This window comes from Campylobacter aviculae (genome assembly GCF_005406215.1).
GTDB lineage: Bacteria > Campylobacterota > Campylobacteria > Campylobacterales > Campylobacteraceae > Campylobacter_D > Campylobacter_D aviculae.
This window is the reverse complement of the sequence record NZ_NXMA01000003.1, coordinates 97,242-119,135: the sequence shown is the minus strand read 5'-3', so window position 1 is coordinate 119,135 and position 21,894 is coordinate 97,242. Positions and strand designations below refer to the sequence as shown.

Sequence of the window (21,894 nt, the reverse complement as noted above, 5' to 3'; positions counted from 1 at the left end):
AATAAATGGGTTAGATTTTTAAAAATATTAAACAAATGTCCTTCCTTTAAATTTTATTTTCAGTCTCGGCTAGTGAAAAATCATATTTAATTCCACCTAGTGGATAAAAATTAAATACAAAATAAACTCCGCTTTGATTTTTAGCAGTGATCCCAGCGCTTGTGAGTTGTGGGTCAATTCTTTCTCTATACATTAAAGAATAATTCCAACATTTGCGTTGAAAAGTATAACCTAATTCCCACATATTTGCATGAGATCTTTGGGTATCAAACCAAATTCCTCCAAATAAATTATAATTTGGTGTTGCGATATAGTTTGCACGTGTGCCTATAAAATTATATTTACCGTATTCGTTATTTTGATAGGCGTGCGAAAAATTCCAATTGAAATTAGAATTTGTATTGAATTCTATTTGGTTGATTATATTTGTAAAATGTTGTTGGATATAAGAATAAATGATTTCGCTATTAAAATCAATATTTTCACTATAATAGTAAGTGAATAAATTTTTTAACTCATCAAAATTATTTTTTTCTTTTAAATATTCAAGATTAATTTTATGCTTTATTTTTTTTTGCCCGGAAGTATTATAAAAATATTGTGTAGTATAAAAATTAATATGATCATCTTTTTGGGTAGATTCTTCAAGATAATTTTCACTAATATTACCTGATTTTGCTCCAAGTAGTAAATATTCCAATCCGAAATTTAAAGTATGAAAAAAACTATCATATCTTTTAGAAAGATCTGTATAAAAATTAAAGCTATGAGTATTTTGAAAATAATGCTCGTGTTTTTTTTCTGGAACTTTGGTATAGTTTATAAAGGAAGCAAATAAATTTTCTGTAAAAGTAAAATGCAATAAATCTCCAAAAAAAGCATTATGATATGAAATAGGCAATTCTAAATTAATTTGATTTGCATAAGGACCTACCGGGCGATAAAAATTATGAAAAGATGCATCAAAAGAATAATGCAAACGTTCATCAAATAAATTATTTAAAAAATGATGATATTGAAAACTTGGATATTCTTGCAAGGTTGTATTATTATTTAATTTAGAGGTATCAATATAATATTTTGCGTAAGCACCATAGTAGTTGTTCTCATCAGCTAAAAAATAATTTACTCTAGAAGTGACTAGGGAATTTAAATCACGATAGTTATTGCTACTAAGATTAAAATAATCAATATCGTTAAGATAAGTTGCATCTATCCATAAGCCTTCTTGAAAATTATCATTAAGTAAAGATTTAATTAAATCATCTCTAGCATATTTTAATTCAGCACCTATATGTGTGTGGTTTTTTAGATTTTCTTTATGATAATAAGATGAATTGTCCTTAAATCCACCAAAATTAAGCTCACCCATAGAATAGGGTGAATCTACAAATCTTAAAGTAGAATAAAGTCCAAAACCTCTATCAGTTCTAATTTGAGGATTTAATTGCAAATCCCAATTTTCATCTGTTGCAAAGTAAATAGGTTGTTCATAATATAAGCCTTCATCTCTTTTTAAAACAATCTTAGGGATTAAAAGACCACTTTGTCGATGCGTGTCCGCACTAAAACCAAAATAGGGTAAATAAAAGATTGGAAAATCTTTTACGTATAATCTTGCATTATATAAATGAACAAAATTGTTTTTTCTATTAAGCCAACCTTTAGAAAATCGAATTTCCCAATCCGGATCTTCAACATTACAACTCGAAACTGAAGAAATTTTACTTTCAAAAATTTCATTATTTAAATAACTTGTTTTGCTCTGAAACCATACTTCTAGATTATTATTAGAAAAGAAAAAGTTATTAAAACTAGCTTCATTTAAATTGAGATTAATTTTTGCATAATTTGAATGAGAACGTTCATTTTGTCCTCTTAAAATGTTAACATCACCAAAAAGCTCTATATCTCCGCTTTTTTCATTATAGATGGCTTTATCGGCGGTGATAAAATAAAAATCTGAAAATATAACAACGTCATTATTTGCAGTAAGAATATCCCCTTCCTTTTTCGCATTAAGTGCATAAATATCAACTTGAGTTGCATTTAAAAAAACATTTATGCAAAGCAATAGGAAGAGTTTACGCCACATCAACTACTATCGTCCTTGCCAAATAATCTTCCCAAGTTTTACGTAAATCATTGCCTAATGCCCAGGCAAAACCTAACATAAATGCCATATCACTTAACTGCCTAATAGCTGATCTAATGCAACTTTGCATTAAATTGGGTTTATCTAAAAGACTTTCATCTAGAATGATAATTTTGCATACTATTTTTCCTAAACTAGCGCCATATAAATACGTAAAAATTGTTTGATAAGTAAAATGAAGTAAAATGAACCCTAGGTAAAAATTACCTAATATTTGCGTTGTTTCTAGTAAATTTTTTGATTGAAGCAATTGATCATAAAAAATCACACAGACAATTAAAGAAAGTATAAAATTATCTATAAAATAAGCCAACACTCTTTTCCCAAAACTAGCAATACTTAAATTTTCACGCTCTAGACGCGTCATTAAATCTTCATTCATTGAATAACCTGATGTGCAATATCTTTTCTAAATTGTTTGCCTGCAAACTCTATATTTTCACAAAGCTTATAAGCATTCGCTTGTGCCTCTTTTATATCTTTACCTATACCAACGCAAACTAAAATACGCCCTCCATCTGCCATTAATTTACCATTGTCTAGACTAACTCCGGCATAAGATATATGTGTATTTTCTGGAATATTTTTTATAGAAATTTCTGTTTTTTTAGAGTTTTTATATGGATAATTTTCACTAGCACAAACAACCCCTACGGCATATTCTTTTTTTATCTCAATTTTTGTGTTTTTTAAGCGTTTTTGGGTAGCTGCTAAAATAAGATCTAAAGGATTTTCAATTAAAGGCATTAAAACTTCACATTCTGGATCTCCAAATCTTACATTAAATTCTAAAACATAAGGTTCTTGCTCTACAACCATAATTCCTATAAACAAAACCCCACTAAATTCGCTGCCTTCTTTTTTCATTCCAGCTAAAGTAGGAATAATGATATCTTTTTTGATTTTTTCAAGTAAGTTTTCATTAGCCAAAGAACTTGGTGCATAAGCCCCCATCCCACCTGTGTTTGGACCTAGATCGTTGTCAAGTAGTTTTTTATGATCTTGTGCTGCAGGTAATAAAATGAAATCGTCTCCATCACAGACTGCAAAAACACTAAGTTCAAATCCATCTAAAAATTCTTCTATGACTATAAATTTTCCTGCATCCCCAAAACTTTCTCCGCTAAGCATTTTAGAAGCCGATTCTATAGCCTGTTCATGAGTTTGTGCTATAATTACACCTTTTCCAGCACATAATCCATCAGCTTTTACAACTATAGGTGGTATTAAATTTAAAATAAACTCTTTGGCTTTTTCTAGATCATTTGTATTTAAAAATTTAGCCGTTTTAATTTGGTATTTTTGAAGAAAATTTTTCATAAAAGATTTTGAAGTTTCAAGCATAGCCGCTGCTTTAGTAGGACCAAATATAGCAAGATTGTGTTGTTTAAAAATATCTACAATGCCTTGAGCTAAAAAATTTTCACTACCTACTATACAAAGATCAATTTCATTTTCTTTTGCGTAATTTGCTAATTCTAAAGGTTCTTTAAGATCAATATTGGTGCCAAGATTTTGAGTAGCACCATTTCCAGGCGAAAAATAGAATTTTAAATTTTCATTTGTATTTTTCAAAGCTAAAGCGATAGAATATTCGCGAGCACCGCTACCTAAAATCATTATTTTCATTCATTCTCCTCTTAAACCCAAGCAGTCGTTTGCAAAAGTTGACCCCAAAAAGTCAAAGGAAACCGTTAGGCAATTTTTAAAGGCTGCAACTTCTCATTTCTTTCGAAATTCAAACGATGCCACAGACACGGTAAATTGCACATCACAGTAAGAAAGTATGTGTTGGATCACTTAAAATACGTACCGCCTAGGCAAGTAATTATAGCCTTATTTAGCTTAAAATTCTATGTTTTAGATAAGCTTAAATTTGGTTTTTCCTGTTTTATCAAAATGTTTTCCTTGCAAGATTATATCTGCTACACTTTCCCAGACATGTTTTTCATCAATATAGACTATATCGAAAGTATTATCACGCATTAAAGATTGATAATTAACTTTTTTAGGGGCATATTTTACAAGATAATAAGGATTTTGGGCAAAATTTTCAATTTTTAGTTTGCAAAGTAAATCAAGATCAGAGGTCACAACTAAAAATTTCCTTCTTTGTTCCTTGGTAATTTTTTGAATATAAATGGAAAGCTTTTGATCAAAAGGATTTAAGGCAGATTTATTCAATCTGCTTAAATAATGTTCTGCAAATGAAAGAGAACAAAAGGAATTTTCTATATTACTCATTGTAAAGTATGAATTTTTAACGCCTGAAGATTTTAAAGATAGGTGCCAAATTTTAGTATCCATAATAGTAGCACATAAATTAAGCCCTGTTACAATTTTTTTAAAAAGTTTCTCGCGTGAAAGTTTAAAGGCATTTTCGAAAATATTATAATTTTTTTTATAAAAATCCTCTTGTAGGGCTCCAAGTCTTTTAAGAGTAGTTTTATAGTTTTCTGCTTCTTTTTGGAGTTTTTCTAATTTTTCCTGTTTAGCTTTGATTTTTTCCGGATCCACATTAGCTGCATTAGCTTTAAGATTGATTTCAGATTGTAAAGTTTTCATTTGTGCTTCAAGAGAGGCAAGTCTATTTTTTCTCGTATCTATAGTCGCTACAAGGGCTTGATAATGACATTGTAAAGATAAGAAAGTTTCATTAAAAATTTTAGTTATATTAGGTTTGCGATCTGCAACTATTTGTTTGTATGAATTTTCTAAGTGCATCATAATACTTTTTAAAGCATTAAATTGAGTTTGATCAATACTATTGTCCATAAAAATTAGAGTATCATAAGCTTTAAATAAAAATCTTTTAATGATAACATAATCTAAAACACATGGAATATCTTTTTCATCTTCTAAATTCGATTGTAAAGTTTCTACAGATAAAATTTCATGGGCAAAATATTTTTGTATAGCCTGAGGAATAGTAAGAGATAAAGGTATTTTTTCAATAGAATCAAAGTCTATAGTTCTATAAAGTTCTGCAACATAAGCACTTCTTCTAGAATTTTGCAAATCTTCTAATTCATCATCATTATCTGTTTTCCAAAAATCATTTTCTGTGATAAAATCACCTTCTTTAAATTCTTGAAATTTAGAAGGTCTTATACCAGTAATCGTTTTACTAACAGGAGCCTGAGATCCATCTTCATTTTTTGTTTCCACAGAAAGTGTTCTAAATTCTACAAGCATTCCAACTGTTGGCATACTTTTTTTATCATTCCAAATTTGACGATTAAAATCAAAAAAAGTATTTGCCGAATTTGTAACGGTTCCTCGTCCAGTAGAATCCATATAAATGGCTATTTTTCCGTGCATATTTCATCCTTGAAATGTTTTAAAAGAATAATTTTAACTTTATTTTTATAAAATTTTAATAATAGTTTTTAGTTTTTAGTTTTAAAATTCACATTGACTTCATTTAGTATTTTTATAATTATATTTTTTATAAAGATATTAAATCTTTAAAATTGAGGAAAAATGCTGTGTTTTTTTATTATTATTTAAAAAATCCTAAACAAGTAGGGGCTTTGTGTCCTAGTTCTAAAAAACTAAGAAAAACCATTACTCAAAATATAGGCTTAGAAAGTGTTAAAAATATAGTTGAAATAGGACCAGGAACAGGAGCATTTACAGAAGCTATACTTCAAAGAAAACATAAGGATGCTAAGTTTTTTGCGATAGAAATTAATGATCAAATGGCGCAGAAACTTTCTAAAAAATATGAAAATTTAGATTTACAAATTGGAAATGCTGAAAATCTAGAGCATTTTTTACATCAAAGAGCTATGCCAAATGTGGATATTATAGTTTCTGGAATTCCTTGGGCTTTACTTAAAAATAACGAACAAGAAAGACTTTTAACAGTAATTCATAAAAATTTGTCTAAAGGCGGATATTTTACAACCTTTGCTTATATACTTCCAAGCCCTTCTAGTAAAGCTTTTCGTTTAAAAATTTTTGAACTTTTTAGCGAGGTAAAAATTTCAAAAATAGTTTGGCAAAATATCCCACCGGCTATAGTGTATTATTGTAAGAAATAATCACTCCCATTCTATTGTTGCAGGTGGTTTGCTCGATATATCATACACTACGCGATTGATTCCTTTTACTTCATTGATGATGCGACGGCTGATATTTTCTAAAATTTCATAAGGTAGATGTGAAAAAGTTGCAGTCATTCCATCGCTTGCATCCACAACACGTATGCAAATGGTATTATCATACGTGCGATTATCTCCCATAACGCCGACACTTTTTACATTTAAGAGTACGCAAAATGCTTGCCAAGTTTTATCATACCAACCAGTACTTTTTAACTCTTCAAGTAAAATAACATCTGCTTGTCTGAGTAATTCCAAGCTAGGGCGATTCACTTCACCCATAATGCGTATAGCAAGGCCAGGTCCTGGAAAAGGATGACGATAAACAACTTCTTTGCTTAAGCCTAGTTCTAAACCCAAGACTCTCACTTCGTCTTTAAAAATTTCTTTTAAAGGCTCGATGAGTTTTAAATTCATTTTTTCAGGTAAGCCTCCGACGTTGTGATGACTTTTAATAGTCTTACTAGCGCCGATGACTGAACTTTCAATGATATCGGTATAAAGAGTGCCTTGAGCGAGATATTTAACATCGCTATGTTTTTTTGCTTCTTGTTCAAAAACTTCTATAAAGGTATTTCCTATGATTTTTCTTTTTTGTTCAGGATCGATCACTCCGGCTAAACGACTTAGAAAAATTTCACTCGCATCAATGCTTATAAGATCTGTTTTTAGTGTGTTTTTAAACATAAATTCGACCTGCTCGCGTTCGTTGGCACGTAACAAGCCATTATCTACAAAAACAACGATGACTTGTTTTTTAATCGCACTTGATAAAAGCGCTGCCACAACACTACTATCAACCCCACCACTTACAGCACATAAAACTTTATCACTTCCGACTTCTTCGCGAATTTTTTCTGTTTGAGTTTTAGCAAAAGAGCCCATATTCCAAACACTTTCGCAATTACAAGCGTATTTGGCAAAATTTTTCAAAATATTTTTACCAAATTCGCTGTGCTGAACTTCTGGGTGAAATTGCAAAGCAAAGAATTTTTTTTCTTCATTAGCAAAGACGCAAAAAGGACTATTTTCACTCGTTGCTAAAACTTCAAAGCCTTGAGGTAAATTTTCTACTTTATCAGAATGACTCATCCATACGGTTTGTTTTTTAGGTAAATTTTTAAACAATGCACTATCTTTTTGAATTTCTATAGTCGCTTTTCCATATTCTTTGTGTCCTGCTGGAGCAACACTAGCACTAAAATGATGCGCCATAAGTTGCATACCATAACAAATTCCAAGAATAGGCAAACCTAAATCAAAAACACCTTTGTCGCAAAAATAAGCATCTCTTGCATAAACACTTGCTGGACCACCACTTAATATAATTCCTTTAGGTTCTTTTGCCTTAATATCAGCTAAGCTTACATTAAAGGGTAAAATTTCCGCATAAACCCCTTGTTCTCTTAATCTTCTAGCGATTAATTGTGTGTATTGAGAGCCAAAATCTAAAACTAAAATATCTGCTTTTTTCATTATATCACCACCTATTGAGTTGTTCATATTTTTTAATGCTTTTTATTGAGCCATTTTGTTCATAAGTTGTGTATTGCGGATCGCCTTTATATCCACAAGAGCACAAAAAAATTAAGAAAAAAAATGATAAAATTATTTTATGATAAAAATTCAAAATCAAAAAATGATTAAAAATGTTAGTGCTATTGTTAATGATTTGATGAGTAAATCTCATTATAAACCTTTAAAAACTTTGTTTTTTTGTAAGGATTTTTTAAATTCTTTACCACCTACAAAGCAACGTTTAATAGCTAGGATTTATATAAAAAATGATATTTTAAATATCATTACTTCGCATCCTGCAGGCTTTCAAGAATTAAACCATGATAATAGCAAAATTTATATTAAAATTCTCATAAAAAAATACGCCCAAGTATATCCTTTAAGCGGTTTTTCAAATATTAAAGATATTAAAGTTTTTACGCAAAGATATAACTACGCCCAAAATAAGAATGAAAATTTCATAAGCAAAAAACCTTACATTGAGTTAAGTTTTGGTCGGTTTAAAAATACTTTTGAAAATAAAGTGTTAGCAAATAAATTTGAAGAATTAAGGCAAATTATAAAAAATGCTTGAAAAATCATCTAAAAATATTTTAGAAAAAGAATTGCAAACCTTACCTCAAAAAGCAGGCGTTTATCAGTATTTTGATCAAAATGGAAAACTTTTATATGTGGGCAAGGCGAAGAATTTAAAAAATAGAGTCAGGAGTTATTTCACTTTTCGTCCTAAATTGTGTGCAAATAGTAAAAATTCTTTAAGAATACAAAAAATGATAGAAGAGGCGGTGCATTTAGAATTTATCACAACCAATTCAGAAGCTGATGCTTTAATTTTGGAAAATTCTTTTATCAAGCAATTGCATCCAAAATACAATATACTTTTAAGAGATGATAAAACTTACCCTTATATCTATGTTGATTTTAATGAAGATTTTCCACGTTTTCAAAGCACAAGAAAACTTATAAAAAAAACCAAAATCAGATATTTTGGCCCTTTTTTTAAAGGAGCTAAAGAGCTTTTAAATGCTCTTTATTTGTATTATCCTTTGAAACAAAAAGCAAATTGTAAAAATCCTTGTATTTTTTATCAAATTCATCGTTGTTTAGCACCTTGTGATAATGGAGTTACTCAGGAAGAATATAAAAAAATCCTAGATAGTGCCATTAATGCACTTTTAAATCCTAGCATTTTAATTAAAAATTTAGAAAAACAAATGCTTAGTCTGGCTCAAAATGAAAATTATGAAGAAGCAGCTAAGGTAAGAGATCAAATTGCTACCATTAAAGATTTGGAGGTAAAAATTCAAATTGATATTGCTAAATTGGAGGATTTTGAGATTTTTGCGGTTGCTTTTAAAGATTCTATGCTTTCAACGATTCGTTTTGTGGTGCAAAATGGAAAGATTATCAGTGTAAATTCTAAAACAACCCTTTTAAAAAATGCTTTAAGTTTTGAAAAAAATGAAATTTATAAACAACTTATTTTAGAGAATTTTAATACCGATACGCCTTTAATAGCTAATACTATTTATACTTATGAAGAATTTGATGATAGAGAGCTTTTAGAGGAAATTTTAAGCAAACGCTTTGAGAAAAAAATCAGTATCAAGATGCCAAAAATAGGAGAAAAAAGAAAAATTTGTGATCTTGCTTTTGAAAATGCACTTTTAAATATAGAAAAAGAACAAAAAAATAGCAATTTTAAAATACAAAAAGAGATTCAAGAGTATTTTGAACTTGAAAATTTTCCAAATCATATTGAAATTTTTGATAATTCTCATTTACAAGGGATTGCAAATGTCGGAGCCATGGTGGTTTATAAATTTGGAGCATGGGATAAAAATTCATATAGAAAATTTCATCTTGAATATAAAAATGATTATGAGCAGATGCGAGAAGTTTTAACGCGTAGGGCTTTGGATTTTCAAAACAATACCCCGCCTGATTTATGGCTTATAGATGGTGGAAAAGCTTTATTGGAACTAGCAAAAGATATTGTTTTAAGTAGTGGTGCTAATATAGATATTTTAGCCATTTCTAAAGAAAAAATTGATGCAAAAGCGCATAGAGCTAAAGGAGGCGCTAAAGATAAAATTCATTCTTTTAGTGGCGAGTTTTCTTTGAGTGTGGATGATAAAAAATTGCAATTTTTGCAAAAATTAAGAGATGAAGCACATCGTTTTGCTATAAGTTTTCATCAAAAAACAAAGAAAAAACAAGATTTAGAAAGTTCCAAATTGGTTAAATTGGGTTTAAGTACAGGAGTAATACATAAACTTTTAGCTTATTATGGGAATTTTGAATCCATCTATGAAGCAAATTTTGATGAACTTTGCACTCTTGTAGGTAAAAAGGCGGCACAAAAATTAAAAGATATAAAATGAAATCAAGCTTTGTAAAATTGGATACCTGCAAGATCAATGATTTTTACTTCATTTTTTTGGATTAATTCTTGCAAAAGAATTTTAGAACTTTCATTAAAAGTGTGTTCTATATCGATTTGACTTTGCGCCCTTAAATGAAGAAATTTTAGCAATTCTTCTTTGTTTAAATCAAGTTTTTGTTCTTTATAGTTTCTTTTTGCTAAAAAAACTGGCGCGCAGGTGATTAATTTTGAAAGCTCATAAAGTTTTTCTTCGTCAATTGATTTGACTGGATAAGCCGGAGGTCGATCAATAGTGCTTAGGTCAATTCTTGTTGGCGATATTTTGGCTAAAGCGTTATTAAGGGCTATAAATTCTTCTTTATTGTCATTTAGATCTTTAACCACTAAAATTTCCATCACAAGATCGCCTTGAAATTTTGTTTTAAATTCTGCCATTTTTTGTATCATTAATTCTAAATTGATATTTTTTAAAGCTCTATCTATACGATAAAAAGTTTTAGAAATGGCGCTATCTAGGCTGAATTTAACCACATCAAGTTTCAATAAACTTTGAAATTTATTGTAATCAAGTACGGCCGTGCCGTTGCTTAAAATAAGAAGTTTTTTATTTTTAACGATTTGACGCAAAGAATTAATTAATTTATCTAAATGAGGATAAAGACTTGGTTCACCATTAGCAGTTAGTGTAAGAAAGTCAAATTCAATACCTTTATCAATAATCATTTGAACTTCTGAAATGATTTGTGCAACTTCTATAATTTCATCTTGTTTTTCTTGCACTTTTTTAGCTTCAAGTTCGCAATAGACGCAATCAAAATTACACTGTTTTTTACTCGGGCTTAAATCAATTCCTAAAGATCTTCCAAAGCGTCTAGAACTTACAGGTCCGAAAACAACTTTCATTTAGCCGAGCTTTCTTGAACGAGCTTGATAAAATATTTAGCATTTTCAACAGGGATATCCGGTAGAATTCCATGTCCTAAATTGAAAATATGGGCTTTATTTTTCATAATTTGCAGAATTTGATCCACACTTTCTTTAATAGAGTTTTTATTGTATAATCTGCAAGGTTCCATATTGCCTTGAAGAGTATATTTGTGTGATAATTTATCTCGTGCTAATTCTAAAGGAGTGCTCCAATCAACCCCAAAAACATCAAAATTTCCATCGATTTTATCTAAATAGCCACTGATTCCTTTGGGGAATAAAATGACAGGTATATTAGGATATTTATTTTTAATAAAATTAGAAATTTCAAGCATATATTTAAAAGAGAAATTAAAAAATTCACTATATTCTAAAGCGCTTGCCCAGCTATCAAAAATTTGCACAGCATTAGCTCCTGCTTTGATTTGTTCTTCTAAATATAGTTTTAAAACTTCTGTAAGATTTGATAAAATCAAATGCAAAAGTTCTGGGTTTTGATAAAGCATTTTTTTACATTTTGCGTAGTTTTTGCTTCCGCCACCTTCTATCATATAAGTGGCTATAGTCCAAGGACTTCCGCAAAATCCTATAAGTGCTTTATCTTTTGGAAGTTTTTCTCGAGTAAGTTTTAAGGCATCATAAACATAATTTAATTTTTGATGAGCTTTTTGAGTATCTAGTTTTTTTAAATCTTCTATGCTAGAAATTGGATCATCAAATACAGGTCCCTCTCCTTTTTCAAAATGCAAATTCATTCCCATTTCAAGAGGAACGACTAAAATATCTGAAAAAATAATCGCTGCATCCACTCCTAAAATTTCTACAGGTTGCAAACTCACTTCAGATGCTTTTTTGTAATCTTTGCATAAAGAAAGAAAATCTCCTGCTTGCTCACGGACTTGCATATACTCAGGTAAATAGCGTCCAGCTTGACGCATCATCCAAATAGGAGTATAGGGCGTTGGTTTTTTTAAACAAGCATCAATGAAAATCATAATTTTCCTTTATTTTTTGTAAAATTATAACAAAAATTATTGAAAAATTAAATCGCTAATTACTTTATACAGAAGATCCCGCAGGGGCTGAAAAAGTATTGAATAAATTTTTATTATTTTCTTCTTGTTTTTTGCTAAATATAGAATTATTGTTTGCGTAATATTTTTCTTGAGCTTGCATTTGCATGTAGCTTATATTTTCTTTGGTTTTGATATTTTGGTTGTTATTTATTGAGACTTGTTTTTCTAGTTCGGTACTAAGTTTTTGATTTATCTTTTCATTTACTTGAGTGCTTATTTTTTCTTTAGTTTGTTCTTCAAGTTTTAGCCTTAAATGTTTTTTGTATGCTTCTTCATCTAAAACCTTTTTCTTTTCATATTTTCCAGTTTTTTTATTTAAGACAAGCTCTTCTTTGTATTTTTTCATTTTAGAACCGACAAATTCTTCCACCTCTTTAAGTAAAGTTTTAAACGAAACGTCCCATAAAGAACTTTCATTTTGTTCGGTGGTTTTAGAATTTTGACGAGAATTATTGAAATTCTCGTTTATATAATTTGTTGAATTTATTTTCATAATTTTAAATCTTTTTACTCACAGCATTTCCTGCATCTATGGTTGCAAAAAGTTTATTGAGTAAAGTTTCCTCATTTTTTTTGTATTGATCCTCTCTCATTTTTTGCCATGCATAAGATCTAAAATCTTCTCTGATGGCTCCAAGATCTAAATCTTTATTATTTAATTCATTAGAACTTGTTTTTTCTTTATCTTCTTTTTTTTCTTTATTTTTCACTTCATTTAGACTGGCTTGAAATTCGTCTGCTGAACTTGTTTTTTCTTTAATTTTGGTGGTTGAACTAAAAGTAAAGTCGGATGTTTTTTTGTTTTCTATAGTCATTGTATTTCCTTAGTATTTGATTTATTAACTAAGAAAGCAAATTTCGTTCCACTTTTATTTTTTAATTCTTTTAAGATGCTTGAAACTGATTTTATCCTTTGCAAATATAAGTGAAAAAATCAAAGCAGGTAAGACAAAAAGTGATGAAAAAATAGCATTAAATTCTATACCTATATTTGTTAAAACAAGACCTCCTATAAAACTTGCCAAAGCTATGCCAACATTAAAAGCTGCCTCATTTACGCTAATGGTACTATCTATCATTTTTTGAGTATAACGTTTGGCTTTTGCAATGCTTAACATTTTTAGAGCCGGTATAGTGGAGAAAGAAAAAAAACCCATTAAGGCTATATTTAAAACAATTAAAATTTGAATGTGCATGGTGAATAAAAAGCTTAAAAATACTAAGATTTGAGTGCTTAAGATCAATCTTAATGAAAAAATAGCACCTTTTTTATCGACCATCTTTCCACCCCATAAGTTACCACAAATCGCACATATTCCATATAAAAGTAAGATATAAGCTGTGCTTTGCACCTTAAAACCACTGATATCTACAAGTAATTTTTGTAAATAAGTATAAAGAATAAATTGCGCACCGCAACTACAAAGAGTGATGGTATAAGTTTTAAGTAAATTTTGATGAGAAAATGCTGGAATAAGATTTTTAATATTTGTAGGATTTGGATATAAATTTTTGGGCATCATATGCCAAACTCCAAGAAAAGCAAACATTGTAATAATAAAAATCAGCAAAAAGATAAATTTAAAACCAAAATAATGCCCAACAAAAGTTCCTAAAGGAACACCTGTAACAAGAGCAACAGTAAGTCCTGTCACCATAATAGCTAAAGCAGTTGATTTTTTTTCATTGGGAACAATAGTAGAAACCGCAAGTGTAGCAATAACAAAAAATACACCGTGTTGAGTTCCAGCAATAAAACGAGCCAAGGCTGTGAGATAAAAATTATCACTGAAGAAGATGGTTAAATTAGCTAAAGCGAAAATTCCAAGATTGATTAAAAGCTGTATGTGTCTATAAAAATGACTTAATATAATAGTAATAAGAGGAGCTCCTATAACAACTCCTATAGCGTATAAGGTTGTAAGATAGCCAGCAGTTTTTGCATCAATTTTAAAATAATGTTGCACATCAATTAAAACTCCCGCCATAACAAATTCAGTTACTCCCATACAAAAAGCACTTAAGGCTAAAGCAAATAAAGCTTTTTTATAATTTTGCATTTTTAGACTCTTTATCAAATTTAATTTGGTGGTATCGTATGCTAAATCTAGCAGCTTCAAAGTAGCTTTGAGTGTTAATTTTCATATTTTTATAGGCTTTATCAAATGCGGTTCCATGATCAACACTAACACGAACGATGGGTAAATTCAAACTTACATTGATACTCTTTTCAAAATATAAAGCTTTTAAAGGAGCTAAGGCAAGATCGTGATACATGGCAATTAAACGATTGCATTTTTTTAAACTTGATCGAGTAAAAGCCGTATCGGCAACTAAAGGATAAGGTAGGTAGATTTCTTTTCCTTTAAAATTTTGAGTCAATTCTTTTTGTAATTTTTCATCTTTTAAAGCTTGATAAAAAAATTTCTCATCTCGTTTTGATTGTAAATAAGCATTGATAAAACTGATGGCTTTGATCATAATTTCTTCTTCTTTTCCACCTATAACTCCATAATCTCCAGCGTGAGGGTTAAAACCTAAAATTCCTATTTTCTTAAAATGAGTTTGTTCATAAAAATTCTTTAAAAAGATACTTAATTTTTTAAAAGTGATTTTTTGACTTACTTTTGCTAGTGGAATATGCTCAGTAAATAATCCCACAAAGAGTTTATCGCAACCTAACATCATAATAGCATCTTTTTTAAAAAAAGATCTTAAAGCGTCTGTGTGCCCTTTATAGTTTATTTTCGCTAATTCCCAAGCTTTTTTATGTATAGGTAGAGTTAGTAGAGTATGTGCATATTTTTTAAAGGTGAAATAACTTGCAGCTTTAAAACTTAAAAAGGAGTAGAGCCCACTTTTAGAATCAATCACTCCGGGTTTTATTGCAAAATCTTCATCAACTTTAAAACCTAAGGGCAAAGAAAAGCAATAAATTTTTAACCCATTTTGACTTTTAACTAACTCAAAACTGAATTCTTGACTTTCTTTAAAATAAACAATATTAGTATTTGAAATATTTAAATTGAGTAACTTTAAAGCTTGATATAATAATTTTTCATGGATAAAATAATAAGGTTCGCAAATTTTACACAGGCTTTCATGAGAGCGTATTAAAATTTCAGGACCTATTCCATTAAGATCGCCAATACTAATTGCAATTTTTGTTTTCATCAATAAGAGCTTTCATTTCTAAAATAGCCTTTTTGAGTCCTACAAATACAGATCTTGCTATGATGCTTTGGCCTATATTTAATTCACAAATTTCATTAATCTTTGCGATTTCTTTTACATTTTTATAATTAAGTCCATGTCCAGCGGCAACTTTTAAGCCAAGTTCCGCTCCTTTTTTAGCACAAAGTTTTAATTCTTTTAATTCTTCTTCTAAATGATTTTGAAGTTTTTTTCTATCCATTTGTAATTCTTTAAGCGCAAATGCTGTATGAGAGATATTGGTAAAAAGGGCATTATATAAATTCGCATAAAGTCCGGTATGAAGTTCTATAAAATCAGCATTTAATTCATAGGATTTTTCAATATCATTTAATTTTGGGTTGATAAAAAGAGAAACTTCTATATTTTCATTTTTGAGTCTTTGGATACTTTTTTTTAGATCAGGATGGTTTAAATTTAGGCCTCCCTCTGTGGTGAGTTCCTCTCTTTTTTCTGGAACTAAAGTAACGCGTGAGGGTTTTAGCGCGAGGGCTAAATTTAAAATTTCTTCATTGATAGCGCATTCTAGATTAATAGGGCTTTTGCAAAAACGGATGAGATTTTTTAAATCAAAATCTTGGGTATGGCGACGATCCTCTCTTACATGTAAAGTGATTTGATCTCCAAATTTTGCTACGATGAAAGCCGCTTCTAAAAGATCGGGATCATTAACCATTCTTGCTTGTCTTAAAACGGCAATATGATCGATATTTACACCCAAAAACATAATGATTCCTTTAATAAGTTTTTGTTATTATACTCCAAAATTTGCAAGGAAGAGTAATGTTAGGCATAGATTTAGGATCAAACACTTTAAGAGCGGTTGAAATGGATGAAAATTTTAAAAAAATAAAAGAATATGAATTTATTATAGGTGCGGCAAAAAATTTATCTAAAAGTGGGCAAATTTCAACCGAAGCTATAAAAAAAATCAAAGAAGCCTTAAATGTTTTATCTAAAGAACAAAATTTACACAAAGCAAGTGCTGCTGCAACGGCAGCTTTTAGAAAAGCAAGTAATACGGATGAAATTTTTAAAGATTTAAAAGAGCAATTTGGGGTTGATTTTAAAGTTATTGATGCTAAAACAGAGGCTAAAATTAGCGTTTTAGGGATGAAAAATGCCCTTGCTAATTTAGATATAAAAGGACGTTTTGCTTATTGTGATTTAGGAGGTGCTTCTTGTGAATTATCTTTTGATGATCATTTTCAAAGCTTTGATTTTGGGATTATAAGTTTTTATGAAAAATGTAATTTTAAAGATGATTTTTCTGCTTTTTCTTTTAAAAAAATATTGAAAAAACATCCTAATTTCTTTCATAAAATCAAAGATAAAAAATTAAAAATTCACTTATTAATTCAAGATAGAAATTTAAAAAATATAGCGTTTAAAGCTTTTGATGAGGTTAAAGAGCTTAAAAAAGTCTTTAAAAAAAGTAAAATAAAAAAAGTGGTTTTAAATTCAGGTGTCCCCACAGCCTTGGCTGCTTTAAAATGCGGTTTAGATTATGAAAGATATGACGCTAAAAAAATTAATGGCAAAATTTTACACACTCATGATTTTTTCAAATATGCATTAAAAATTTGGAATATGAGTGAAAAAGAGGCTAATTTTTATCTTGGAAAAACGCGTAAAAAATATTTAGCCGCAGGTTGTTTTTTGTTTTTTGCTATTTTTGATAAAGAAGAATTTATAGTTATCGATGAGGGTTTAAGAGAGGGGCTTTGCATAGCAAATTTATAATTTTGCAAATTCAAAAAAATGGAATTTTTCATCAAAATTAAAAAATAAAATTTTGCTTTGAGAGAGCAAATTTTCATAACTTTTTATATTTTTATTTTTAGTATATTCTAACAATTCTTCAAAACCAAAATCGATTAAAGCTTGACTTTGTTTTTTTAAATGTAAAAGTTTGAAATTTAAATTTTCAATAGTAGTTTTTAGATGATTAAAATTCACATTGTAAGTTATATCGCTTTTGCCAAAAAAATCTTTTAAAGAAATTTCAAAAGGATCAAAAACTTCGTGTTTTTGATAAATTCTTATACTGAAACGATCATTATCAAAAGTTCCATAATCAAAACCCGCAAAGATAAATTTTTCACTAACTTTATCAAGCTGTTTGAGGAAATTTTCAAGCTCTAAACTTAATTCTCCTTTTTTTAATCCAAGTTCTTGACATCTTTGCTGTAAACTTTCATCTATAGGTTTAAAAACGATTTGATAATCTTTCACATAAGCCATTGTATCATTGTCTATAAGTTCACAAGTAAAGCTATCAAAAAGTTCATTGCAAAAAAAGAAACCGTTTTTAAAATAACATTCTTCTAAATTATTTTTATGGATAAAATCTATACCCTTTAAGGTTTTCTTTTGTAAAATTTGCAATTTTTCATGAGGTTCTATGATAAAAAAAGAAATTTGAGAAAAAATTTCAGGCCTAAATTCAACTAAAGCAGATAAAAAATCGCGACTCAAATAGCCTTCATTGGCTCCAATTTCAACGATTTCTAAAGGAAGTTTTAATGCACCTTCATCAATGAGTTTTAAAAAATGTTTTGCCAGTAAGGTTCCAAAGAGATTTCCCACGCTTACTGCGGTGAAAAAATCCCCATTTTTACCTATTTTACTAACATTTTTATAGTAGTTTTCATGAAGCCAGATATTAAAAAATTGACTAAATTTCATCAAATAGTGCGTTAAATTTTTTTATAAAATCCAAAGGATCTACTTGTTTTTGTGCGACAAGTATTCCAAAATGCAAATGCGGTCCACTCACCCTTCCAGTAGCCCCGCTTAGTCCAATAAGCTCTCCTTTTTTAACCTTTTGTCCATTTTTTACATTGATCTTTGAAAGATGATAATATTGAGAATAAATTCCCAAACCATGATCAATAACCACGGAATTTCCTGCATAATATCTATTTTTAGCAATTTTTACTATACCTGAATTTGCAGCATAAATCGGAGTTCCGCTTAGGGCTCTAAAATCTGTCCCACTGTGATAACTTGCAACTTGGTTGTTAAATATTCTAGCTTTACCAAAATCGCTTGTGATAAAACTTGCAAGAGGTATTGCAAAAGTTCCATCGTATAAAGCTTTTGGAGTGTAGGAGGTATAGATTGCATTAGCTTCTTGAAATTCTTTTTTAATACGATCTTGAACGTTTTTAGGTGGAAAAACTTTATTTTTTGCTACCTGTATTTGTTCGCTTTTATAATTTCCTTCAGATGCATTGATGATGAATTCTTGCTGCTTGTTTTTATAAATAGCGATTAATTTTGTGCTCTTTGGAGGATTTTTATAGGGTAGGGCAAAAATGGCAAGGATTTTATTTTCGTTTTTTGGATGATTGAAGGTTGGAATTGTTTTATTTTGGTTTTTTAATTCTATAAAATTATTTTTATCAAGCTCCAAAAATACGGCTTGCCCTTTGATAAGTTTGATTTCTTGGGCTCCAAAAACGCAAGTAAAGAAACAAAAAAGTAAAATCAATATTTTTTTCATAAGCTAAGTTCCTTAATGTCTGCAATTTTAAGAAATTCTTGATAGATGCTAAATACTAAAGCTTGGCGATTATTCTTAAGTTTTTCATCTTTATCATTAATCATAACAGCTTCGAAAAAGGCATCAATTTCAGGTTTTAAAGCAAATAAATTATTTAATTTTTCTTTGATTGTATGTGCTTCCAAACTTTTTTTAAATGCCACATAAAGTTTTTTTTCAGCTTCTATAAATAAGCTTTCATCAATAGTATTTGTAGTTTTTTGAGCAATATTTGCAAGACGTTTAAAGGTACTAAAGTATTCAGCAAAATTATTTTTTTGACTGATTTGGGCTAGAGCTTTAATACTTTCATTGATAGAAATAATATCGGAATTTTTTGAAACAAGGACAGCTTTGATAAAGCTAGGATTTAGATCATAAAAAGTGTAAAGTCTTTCAAAAATGAAATCTTTTAAAATTTGCAAATTAAAATTTTGATAGTTTTTTGAAGCTTTTTCTAAAAATGTATCGATATCGAAATTTTTGTTTAAATGTAAAAGTATCTTTAATATCCCATTTGCAGCACGTCTTAACGCATAAGGATCTTTTGTTCCGTTTGGAATTTTTCCTATACTAAAAAGCCCTAAAAGTGTATCGAATTTATTAGCTAAAGCGACTATGCTTGAGAATTCGGTACTTGGAAGATCGGATTTTTCGGAATTTGGTAAGTATTGTTCTTTTATAGCTAAGCAAATTTCATAATCAAAACCCATTTTAGAAGCATAATAACTTCCTATAATTCCTTGCAGATCTGTAAATTCATAAACCATTTGAGTGGCTAAATCTGCTTTTGCGTAATGAATAGCTTTGGAAATATTTTCAATTTTATGATTTTGTAAAAATTCACATAAAATTTTTGCAAGTTCAATTTCTCTTAAACTTTTATCATTTACGGTTCCTAAATTTTCAAGATAGACTATTTTTTTAAGTTTTTCAGGCTCTAAACCTTTTTGCAAATCGTTTTTATAAAAAAACATTGCATCGCTTAATCTTGCCCGTAAAACCCTTTCATTACCATGTATGATTTTAGAATAGTCTTTACAAACTGCGTTGCTAACTACAATAAAATGGTTACTCAATCCTTTTTTATCAAAGACGGCAAAATAACGTTGATTTTCTCGCATTGAAGTGATGATGACTTCATTTGGGATCTCTAAAAAAATTTCTTCGAAACTTCCAAAAAGAGCTTTTGGGTATTCTGTAATTGCTACAACTTCAGCTAAAAGCTCTTCATCTTGTGCAATAGAAATTTGATGCTCACTTTCAAGTCTTGCAAATTCGCTTAAAATTTTTTCTTGACGTTTTTTTGGATCAAGAATAATATAATTATCTTCTAAAATTTGGAAATATTCTTTAGCATTTTTAAAATCGAAATAATCATAACTAATACTTCTATGAACAAAAGTTTTTTGGGAACTTTTTACCCCAAAGCTTTTAAATTCAACAAGTTTGTTATCTAAAATACAAGCTATACTTCTTATAGGACGGATAAATTCAAAAGGATTATCCCCCCAGCGCATACTTTTACCAAAGTTTAAGCTTTTTAGAAATTTATCAATCATTTCACCTAAAACTTCAGTACTATTTTTACCCTGTAAGGTTTTTTGATAATATAAAACTTCTTTTCCCTTGATTTCTTTAAATTCAAGTTCATTTTCTTTAATACCTGCTTTTTCTAAAAATGCCTTGCCCGCAGGAGTTAATTTACCCTCCTTAAAAGCTATGTTTTTAGGAGCTCCTATAAATTCAGCTGCAATATCTTCTTGTTTATCATGAAAATTTTTATGAAAAAATACCAAACGACGAGGAGTGTAATAAAATTCAAATTCACTCATTAAATGATATTCATCTAAAATATTTTGCCATTTTTTTTCTATATTTGGAAGTTCTTTTAATAAAGGTATAGCAGGTAATTCTTCTACGCCAATTTCAATCAATAACTCACTCATATTTTACTTTCTTTTAAATTATAGAATTTGCGTTATTTTAACTATATTTTTTTAAAAAACTCATAAATATTTTAATAAGTATTTTTTTAAAGTTTGTACATTGCCAAATTCGTTTTCTTTTAAATTATCTGTTTGATACCATTTGGCGTGATAGTATGGAATTTTTGCATTTTTAGCACATTCTTTATCTTTTTGACTATCACCTATAAAAATACTTGTTGGATAAGGAGCTTCATCTATAAGAAGATTAAGCATTTGGGGATTTGGTTTTGGTTCTATACCAACGCTTACACCTAAAATTTTATCAAAATATGGAATAATATTGTGTTTTTTAAGTATGCTAGAAAGAGAACTTTGTGGAGCATTTGTTGCGATAGCTAAAAAACAATTTTTACTTTTTAAAAAATCTAAAAGTTCTATAACTCCATCAAATAAAATTACACTTTGTTCATAATGTTTGATGAAATATTTTTCAAAACCGTCTTTAAAACTAGAATGATGAAAATTATCAATATTATAAAGTTCTTTAGCCCAATCTATGTTAGGCGTATTGATAATTGAAGTTATTTTTTCTTTTGAGAGAGAATCTAAATTTAAATCCGCTCGAATTTCATTAACGGCACAAGCGATTGCATTTGCACTATCAATTAAAGTTCCATCCATATCAAAAAATACATTAATCATTCATATTCCTTTAAATAGTTTTTGTGTTTTTCTTTTTTGTTTTGATTTTTAAGCTTATCTAAAGAGTTGGCAAGGCTTAAAAGCTTCTCTTTGTTTAAAGAAAAATCAAGGCAAGCATTGACAAAATTTTCCAAAGCCTTACTATAGGTCGAGTTTAAAACAACTGCTTGACATTTTTCTATAACTTTTTTATTTTTTTGCATTCTTTCTTGAAATTTTTCTATTTCAAAGTCTTCTCTTTTTAAGCAAGACCTTGCTATGTTGGAAAATTTCTCTAATGCTCTTAGATATTTTACTCTTAGATTTTTTTCATCGATTTTTCTCAAAACTATC

The 21,894-nt window shown here is 29.1% G+C and carries 21 protein-coding genes; 4 read left to right on the top strand and 17 right to left on the bottom strand.

All coding sequences use genetic code 11. The features are described from left to right. Nucleotides 1-46: 46 nt before the first annotated feature. The 4 genes from CQA76_RS02275 to CQA76_RS02260 form a co-directional block, all read right to left on the bottom strand. Nucleotides 47-2,095, bottom strand: coding sequence for an LPS-assembly protein LptD (locus CQA76_RS02275; protein WP_137621835.1), 2,049 nt, complete (start codon nt 2,093-2,095; stop codon nt 47-49). Then, a complete protein-coding gene (locus tag CQA76_RS02270; protein ID WP_137621834.1) occupies nt 2,085-2,537 on the bottom strand; it encodes an RDD family protein in 453 nt (150 codons plus the stop codon). The genes CQA76_RS02275 and CQA76_RS02270 overlap by 11 nt, the downstream gene beginning before the upstream one ends. Further along, entirely contained in the window at nt 2,534-3,784 is a 1,251-nt protein-coding gene (gene purD, locus CQA76_RS02265) for a phosphoribosylamine--glycine ligase (RefSeq protein ID WP_137621833.1), read from the bottom strand. Before purD ends, CQA76_RS02270 begins: the two co-directional genes overlap by 4 nt. 231 nt (nt 3,785-4,015) lie before the next feature. Beyond that, nucleotides 4,016-5,476 (bottom strand): coiled-coil domain-containing protein, encoded by a 1,461-nt coding sequence (locus tag CQA76_RS02260; RefSeq protein WP_137621832.1) that lies wholly within the window; start codon nt 5,474-5,476, stop codon nt 4,016-4,018. A gap of 167 nt (nt 5,477-5,643) precedes the next feature. Here CQA76_RS02260 and CQA76_RS02255 point away from each other — a divergent pair, with 167 nt between their 5' ends. Further along, on the top strand, nt 5,644-6,201 hold the full coding sequence (locus CQA76_RS02255) for a class I SAM-dependent methyltransferase (protein ID WP_137621831.1): 558 nt from the start codon (nt 5,644-5,646) through the stop codon (nt 6,199-6,201). On the opposite strand, the gene guaA is transcribed toward CQA76_RS02255, so the two are convergent. Then, nucleotides 6,202-7,737 (bottom strand): glutamine-hydrolyzing GMP synthase, encoded by a 1,536-nt coding sequence (gene guaA / locus CQA76_RS02250; protein WP_137621830.1) that lies wholly within the window; start codon nt 7,735-7,737, stop codon nt 6,202-6,204. Between the two features lie 139 nt (nt 7,738-7,876). Here guaA and CQA76_RS02245 point away from each other — a divergent pair, with 139 nt between their 5' ends. Then, nucleotides 7,877-8,353 (top strand): hypothetical protein, encoded by a 477-nt coding sequence (locus CQA76_RS02245; RefSeq protein WP_137621829.1) that lies wholly within the window; start codon nt 7,877-7,879, stop codon nt 8,351-8,353. Next, on the top strand, nt 8,346-10,163 hold the full coding sequence (uvrC, locus tag CQA76_RS02240; protein WP_137621828.1) for an excinuclease ABC subunit UvrC: 1,818 nt from the start codon (nt 8,346-8,348) through the stop codon (nt 10,161-10,163). The genes CQA76_RS02245 and uvrC overlap by 8 nt, the downstream gene beginning before the upstream one ends. A gap of 2 nt (nt 10,164-10,165) precedes the next feature. Here uvrC and CQA76_RS02235 read toward each other — a convergent pair whose 3' ends face one another. From CQA76_RS02235 to CQA76_RS02205, 7 genes are all read right to left on the bottom strand, one after another. Further along, entirely contained in the window at nt 10,166-11,068 is a 903-nt protein-coding gene (locus CQA76_RS02235; RefSeq protein WP_137621827.1) for a radical SAM protein, read from the bottom strand. Beyond that, nucleotides 11,065-12,087: a uroporphyrinogen decarboxylase gene (hemE, locus tag CQA76_RS02230; RefSeq protein WP_137621826.1), complete on the bottom strand. Its 1,023-nt coding sequence runs from the start codon at nt 12,085-12,087 to the stop codon at nt 11,065-11,067. The genes CQA76_RS02235 and hemE overlap by 4 nt, the downstream gene beginning before the upstream one ends. Nucleotides 12,088-12,151: 64 nt before the next feature. Then, complete coding sequence (locus tag CQA76_RS02225) at nt 12,152-12,661, bottom strand: hypothetical protein (protein WP_137621825.1); 510 nt, start codon at nt 12,659-12,661, stop codon at nt 12,152-12,154. 4 nt (nt 12,662-12,665) lie between these two features. Continuing rightward, nucleotides 12,666-12,983 carry an invasion antigen CiaC gene (ciaC, locus tag CQA76_RS02220; protein ID WP_137621824.1) on the bottom strand — a complete coding sequence of 106 codons (318 nt, stop codon included), beginning with the start codon at nt 12,981-12,983 and terminating at the stop codon, nt 12,666-12,668. A gap of 54 nt (nt 12,984-13,037) precedes the next feature. Continuing rightward, entirely contained in the window at nt 13,038-14,228 is a 1,191-nt protein-coding gene (locus CQA76_RS02215) for an MFS transporter (protein ID WP_137621823.1), read from the bottom strand. After that, entirely contained in the window at nt 14,215-15,342 is a 1,128-nt protein-coding gene (gene pdxA / locus CQA76_RS02210; protein ID WP_137621822.1) for a 4-hydroxythreonine-4-phosphate dehydrogenase, read from the bottom strand. Before pdxA ends, CQA76_RS02215 begins: the two co-directional genes overlap by 14 nt. Continuing rightward, nucleotides 15,320-16,108, bottom strand: coding sequence for a pyridoxine 5'-phosphate synthase (locus tag CQA76_RS02205; RefSeq protein ID WP_137621821.1), 789 nt, complete (start codon nt 16,106-16,108; stop codon nt 15,320-15,322). The genes pdxA and CQA76_RS02205 overlap by 23 nt, the downstream gene beginning before the upstream one ends. Nucleotides 16,109-16,164: 56 nt before the next feature. On the opposite strand from CQA76_RS02205, the gene CQA76_RS02200 reads away from it, so the two are divergent. After that, complete coding sequence (locus CQA76_RS02200) at nt 16,165-17,124, top strand: Ppx/GppA phosphatase family protein (protein WP_137621820.1); 960 nt, start codon at nt 16,165-16,167, stop codon at nt 17,122-17,124. Here CQA76_RS02200 and CQA76_RS02195 read toward each other — a convergent pair. Genes CQA76_RS02195 through CQA76_RS02175 form a run of 5 tightly spaced genes read right to left on the bottom strand, consistent with a single transcriptional unit; the run spans nt 17,119 to nt 21,887 of the window. Beyond that, nucleotides 17,119-18,069, bottom strand: coding sequence for an SAM-dependent methyltransferase (locus tag CQA76_RS02195; protein ID WP_137621819.1), 951 nt, complete (start codon nt 18,067-18,069; stop codon nt 17,119-17,121). The two genes, CQA76_RS02200 and CQA76_RS02195, sit on opposite strands and share 6 nt — an antisense overlap. After that, entirely contained in the window at nt 18,059-18,889 is an 831-nt protein-coding gene (gene pgp3 / locus CQA76_RS02190) for a peptidoglycan metallopeptidase Pgp3 (protein WP_137621818.1), read from the bottom strand. Before pgp3 ends, CQA76_RS02195 begins: the two co-directional genes overlap by 11 nt. Further along, on the bottom strand, nt 18,886-20,877 hold the full coding sequence (gene glyS / locus CQA76_RS02185) for a glycine--tRNA ligase subunit beta (RefSeq protein WP_137621817.1): 1,992 nt from the start codon (nt 20,875-20,877) through the stop codon (nt 18,886-18,888). The genes pgp3 and glyS overlap by 4 nt, the downstream gene beginning before the upstream one ends. A 60-nt stretch (nt 20,878-20,937) precedes the next feature. Continuing rightward, nucleotides 20,938-21,561 carry an HAD family hydrolase gene (locus CQA76_RS02180; RefSeq protein WP_137621816.1) on the bottom strand — a complete coding sequence of 208 codons (624 nt, stop codon included), beginning with the start codon at nt 21,559-21,561 and terminating at the stop codon, nt 20,938-20,940. Further along, complete coding sequence (locus CQA76_RS02175) at nt 21,558-21,887, bottom strand: hypothetical protein (protein ID WP_137621815.1); 330 nt, start codon at nt 21,885-21,887, stop codon at nt 21,558-21,560. Before CQA76_RS02175 ends, CQA76_RS02180 begins: the two co-directional genes overlap by 4 nt. Nucleotides 21,888-21,894: the final 7 nt, after the last annotated feature.